The organism is Pseudoalteromonas sp. S3260 (assembly GCF_005886925.1).
In the GTDB taxonomy this organism is placed as follows: Bacteria; Pseudomonadota; Gammaproteobacteria; order Enterobacterales; family Alteromonadaceae; genus Pseudoalteromonas; species Pseudoalteromonas tetraodonis.
Genome location: NZ_PNCV01000106.1, coordinates 1 through 5,475, shown reverse-complemented (window position 1 = coordinate 5,475; position 5,475 = coordinate 1). Strand labels below are relative to the sequence as shown.

Annotated in this window: 3 protein-coding genes; 1 reads left to right on the top strand and 2 read right to left on the bottom strand. The window is 41.7% G+C overall.

All coding sequences use genetic code 11. The annotated features are described in order from the left end of the window. Positions 1–362: 362 nt before the first annotated feature. Complete coding sequence (locus tag CWC14_RS15305) at positions 363–1,964, bottom strand: isocitrate lyase (RefSeq protein ID WP_138563718.1); 1,602 nt, start codon at positions 1,962–1,964, stop codon at positions 363–365. 239 nt (positions 1,965–2,203) lie between these two features. Here CWC14_RS15305 and CWC14_RS15300 point away from each other — a divergent pair, with 239 nt between their 5' ends. Next, positions 2,204–4,396 carry a malate synthase G gene (locus CWC14_RS15300; protein ID WP_138563716.1) on the top strand — a complete coding sequence of 731 codons (2,193 nt, stop codon included), beginning with the start codon at positions 2,204–2,206 and terminating at the stop codon, positions 4,394–4,396. Positions 4,397–4,502: 106 nt separating this feature from the next. Here the strand turns inward: CWC14_RS15300 and CWC14_RS15295 are convergent, their stop codons facing one another. Next, positions 4,503–5,228, bottom strand: coding sequence for a YebC/PmpR family DNA-binding transcriptional regulator (locus CWC14_RS15295; protein ID WP_013462824.1), 726 nt, complete (start codon positions 5,226–5,228; stop codon positions 4,503–4,505). Between the last annotated feature and the right edge of the window lie 247 nt (positions 5,229–5,475).

Sequence of the window (5,475 nt, the reverse complement as noted above, 5' to 3'; positions counted from 1 at the left end):
ATTCTGCGTTATCGCCTATTTATGGGGAAGAACCACACCACATAGGCTCTGCCTTTCCTAACTACCAAACAGACTGCTGCAAATTCAACCTTGAAAGGTCAACAGACCCTAGTTAAACTCTGATCTATATACGGCAAAAACAATTAATTTATCGTGCTTATACATGTTAAAGCGTAACCAGACTATCAAGCCCTCACAGCCGAGCATAAACATCCTTTAAATTTATTTACACTTTTAACCTGCATTGCATTGAAAAATCTCACTAGCCAAATGGCTAGTAAAATACTGATCTATTAAATTCTGCCTTTATGCAGGCATAAAAAAAGGGCCTTGCGGCCCTTAAGTAACACTATCTAGTTGAATTAAAATTGGTTCATGGTGTTAGCTTCACCACCGGCTTTAAGTGCATTCTCACCTGAGAAGTACTCTTTGTGTGTATCGCCAATGTTTGAACCTGCAAGGTCTTGGTGTTTAACAGACGCTTGCTCACGACGGATTTCTTGACGCTGTACATCACGTACATAAGCCAGCATACCTAAGTCACCAAAGTAACCTTCAGATAGAATATCTGTGCTTAATGCTGCTGTGTGGTACGTTGGTAACGTGATTAGGTGGTGGAAAATACCCGCTTCACGTGCACCATCGCGTTGGAAGTTTTGTACTAATAAGTCAGCGGCTGCTGCAAGCTCTGTTGCATCCATTTCTGGAGCCATAAGCGCTTTGTTATCATCAAGACTTGGGTAAGCGCTCAGGTCACGACCTTGTTCCTGCCATTCTTGGTATACTTGCTCACGGAACTTCAGCGTCCAGTTGAACGATGGTGAGTTGTTGTATACTAATTTAGCATCTGGTACTTGCTCTTTTACGCGATTAACGAGTTCAGCAATTTGTTTTACATGTGGTTTTTCTGTTTCAATCCACAGTAAATCAGCACCTGACTGTAGGCTCGTTACACAATCTAGTACTACACGGTCTTTTTCAGTGCCTTCGCGGAACTGGTACAAACCATTGTCTAGGCGTGTTGGCTTACAAAGCTGACCATTAAGCTTCATTGCTGTTTCGCCTTCATTTAAGTCATCAACACTGTTTACTGGGGTTGTTTCTAAAAATGCATTGTATTGGCTTGCTAAGTCACCTGGTTTTTGTGAAACCGGTACTTTTTGCGTAAGGCTTGCACCTAGTGAATCGGTACGCGCAACGATAATACCGTTATCAATACCTAGCTCTAGGAACGCGTAACGCACTGCATTAATTTTTGCTAAAAAGTCTTCATGTGGAACCGTCACTTTACCTGCTTGGTGACCACATTGCTTAGCATCTGATACTTGGTTTTCGATTTGGATAGCACATGCACCCGCTTCAATCATCTTTTTAGCTAGCAGGTAAGTTGCTTCTTCGTTACCAAAACCGGCATCAATGTCAGCAATAATTGGTACAACGTGCGTTTCAAAGTTATCAATTTTGTTAAGTACTGCTTGAACGTCGCCGCCGTTTGCTTTTGCGTCGTCTAGTTCATTAAATAAGTGGTCAAGTTCACGTGCATCCGCTTGCTTTAAGAAGGTATAGATTTCTTCGATAAGTGCCGGTACTGATGTTTTCTCATGCATACTTTGATCTGGAAGAGGACCAAACTCAGAGCGAAGCGCTGCAACCATCCAACCGCTTAGATATACGTAACTGCGCTTAGTTGTTTTTTGATGGCGCTTAATTGCCATCATCATTTGTTGGGCAGTAAAACCATGCCAACAACCTAAAGACTGTGTGTACTGGCTTGTGTCTTTATCGTATGCAGCCATGTCTTCACGCATGATGTCTGCTGTAAATTGTGCAATATCAACACCAGAGCGAAAACGATTTTGTAAACGCATACGTGTTGCGTATTCAGGATTAATTGTTTTCCATGCACTGCCTTGTGATTGGCATAATGTTGCTAGTGTATCTGTTTCGCCTTGATATGTTGTCATAATAAAGTCCTTCGAACGGGTATTAATATTTATTGTTGAGAGAGTGACTACATCACGTTAGCTCTGTAGCGCTTAATTAAACATTAGGCTTATTTTTTAGATTTAGTAAATTTATAGTTTTTATTGTGGCTATACATATAGTGAATAACTAAAAAGCATTCAAAGCCACTTTTTTGCGATATGGTAGGTGTACGCATATAAAAAATTGCACACTGTCGGACCGTTTAAGGATATTAATTATGAGCCACACTCTCACCCATTCAGGACTCAGCGTTGATAAGCAGCTTGCTGAATTTGTTAAAAAACAATTATTACCTGGTACCCATCTTGATGAACACCAGTTTTGGAAAAGCTTTGCCAACATAGTGCAAACACTTACACCATTGAACAAGTCACTACTGGCTAAGCGTGAACAGCTACAAAAGCAAATTGATGACTACCACCTTGCAAATAAAAATGCTGACCAAGCTCAGTATCAAGCGTTTTTAAAAGATATTGGCTACCTAGTTGATGAGCCTGAAAACTTTAGTATTGAAACTCAAAATGTAGAGCCAGAAATAGCGTTGACTGCAGGGCCACAGCTAGTGGTGCCGGTTAGTAATGCACGCTTTGCACTTAATGCAGCTAATGCACGTTGGGGGTCGTTATACGATGCTTTATATGGAACCGATGTATTAAGCGAAGACGACGGCGCCGAAAAAGGCAGCCAATACAACCCTGTTCGTGGCTTTAAAGTAATGGCTTACGCAAGGCAGTTTTTAGACAAAGCATTACCGCTTGAAAATGGCTCGCATATTGAAAGTACTAACTATTCTATTGTTGACGGCGCCCTTGCTATTACCCTGCGCGACAGTTCGCACACCACACTTAAAAACCCTGATCAACTGATTGGCTATCAAGGTGAAGCACAAAACCCGAGTGTTATTTTACTTAAAAACAATGGATTGCATATTGAGCTGCAAATAGACCATCACCACCCTATTGGTCAAGCTGATAAAGCAGGGTTAAAAGATGTGGTGCTAGAAGCCGCACTAACAACCATTATGGACTGTGAAGACTCGGTTGCCGCAGTGGATGCAGAAGATAAAGTACAAGTTTACAAAAACTGGCTTGGTTTAATGCAAGGCAACTTGGTTGAAACGTTTAGAAAAGGCGACAAAATGGTCGACCGCACGTTACAAGCTGACCGACAATATACAGGTCTTGATGGCCAAAAACTGACCCTCAAAGGGCGCAGTATGATGTTTGTGCGTAACGTGGGACATTTAATGACAAATCCAGCCATTACCGATGTAAGCGGCAATGATGTGTTTGAAGGCATTATGGATGCCATGTTCACCGCAACAGCCGCACTGCACGATTTAAACACTAAAAACACGATTAAAAATTCAACCGCGCAAAGTATTAATATTGTAAAGCCAAAAATGCATGGCCCTGATGAAGTCGCCTTTGCTAATACTTTATTTGGTATGGTTGAAGAGGCACTGAGCTTGCCTAAAAACACCCTTAAAATGGGCATTATGGATGAAGAACGTCGAACATCAGCCAACTTAAAAGCCTGTATTCATGCTGCTAAAGAGCGTGTTGTATTTATTAACACCGGCTTTTTAGACCGCACCGGTGATGAAATTCATACCTCAATGCAAGCGGGTGTGGTACTGCCAAAAGCGGCTATTAAAGCACAGCCTTGGATCAGCGCTTACGAAGATCGCAACGTTGATATTGGCCTAGCCTGTGGCTTAAGCCATAAAGCGCAAATTGGTAAAGGTATGTGGGCAATGCCAGATAAAATGGCGATGATGATGGAGCAAAAAATAGCGCACCCTCAATCTGGCGCAAATACCGCTTGGGTGCCCTCTCCTACTGCCGCCACATTACACGCAATGCATTATCATGATGTTGATGTATTTAGCCTGCAGCAAAGCATTGCCACGCGTCAAATAGCAAGCCTAGAGAGCTTACTTACACCGCCGCTCATGCCAAACCCTGAAACGCTATCAAAAGAAGATATTCAAAGCGAGCTTGAAAACAACGCGCAAGGTATTTTAGGCTACGTAGTACGTTGGATTGACCAAGGAATAGGCTGCTCTAAAGTGCCTGACATTAATCATATTGGTTTAATGGAAGACAGAGCCACCTTACGTATTTCAAGCCAACATATCGCCAACTGGCTACATCATGGTGTATGTAGCAAAGAGCAAGTACAAAAAGTGATGGCAAAAATGGCTAAGGTTGTTGATGGCCAAAACGAGCATGACAGCCTTTACACGCCAATGGCAACTAATGAGCAGACATTAGCTAAAAGTATTGCGTATCAAGCTGCTTTAGCACTGGTATTTGAAGGGGTTAGTCAACCTAGCGGTTACACAGAGCCGCTACTACACAGCTACCGCTTGAAATATAAAGCACAGCACCATAACCTAGCTGAATAGCTGACATTTATTTAACACTAAAAAAGCGCGTTTTGCCTACACAAAACGCGCTTTTTGTTTTATTAAGCGGCAAAGTAGCTAAAATTCGCCTAGTTAAAACTACGAATTAATTTTTAATAGTCGCGTTATGATAAACATTTTGTACGTCATCGCAATCTTCAAGCATATTGATAAATTTATCAAAGTTGGCAATGACTTCTTCATCAGTGATTTCAACATGTACTTGTGGCACAAAGGTAATTTCATCAACTTCAAAGTTAATGCCTTCAAATGCCTCTTCCAGTGCCGTTTTAGCTTTAAAATACTCAGTATGCGGTGCAAACACCGATACCTTGCCATCTTCGGCTTCTACATCGGTTACATCAACGTCAGCCATCATCAGCGCTTCTAACACAACTTCGTCGTCATCGCCTGCAAATCCTAAAACAGCAAGGTGATCAAACATATGTGCAACACACCCAGGCGTACCTATTTTTGAGTCTGTTTTAGTAAACGGTAAGCGTACATCTTTAATTGTGCGGTTTGGGTTGTCGGTTAAACAGTCAACAATCACCATACAATTACCAGGGCCGTAACCCTCGTAACGGGCTGAAGAGTAATCTTCCCCTGCCCCACCGGCTGCTTTTTCAATTGCTTTTTCGATTACGTGCGCAGGAACTTGGTCTTTTTTGGCTTTTTCAATTAAGCGGCGCAATGTTTGATTTACATCGGGGTCGGGTTCACCACTTTTGGCTGCAACGTAAATTTCTTTACCATACTTTGAATTTACTTTAGTTTTTGCGTTGGCGGTTTTAGCCATCGAACTTTTGCGGACTTCAAATGCTCTGCCCATCTTGTGCCTCTATTGAATACATTTGGTTTGCGATATTTTACCAATTCAAACCGTATTGGGCTAGTGGTTCAACATGCTATGCTGTGCAAAAGCAGCTGGGTATTAATTTAAATAATACCCATCATGTCATTAAATAAATAAAACGAAGCTTAATTTAACATAATCAAGGTCTGTTAATCTTTGCAGATTGCTATTTGTTAAAACTAGGGGCAATTTAATCGCGGCGCGAGGTTTGTAACTTAGTGGG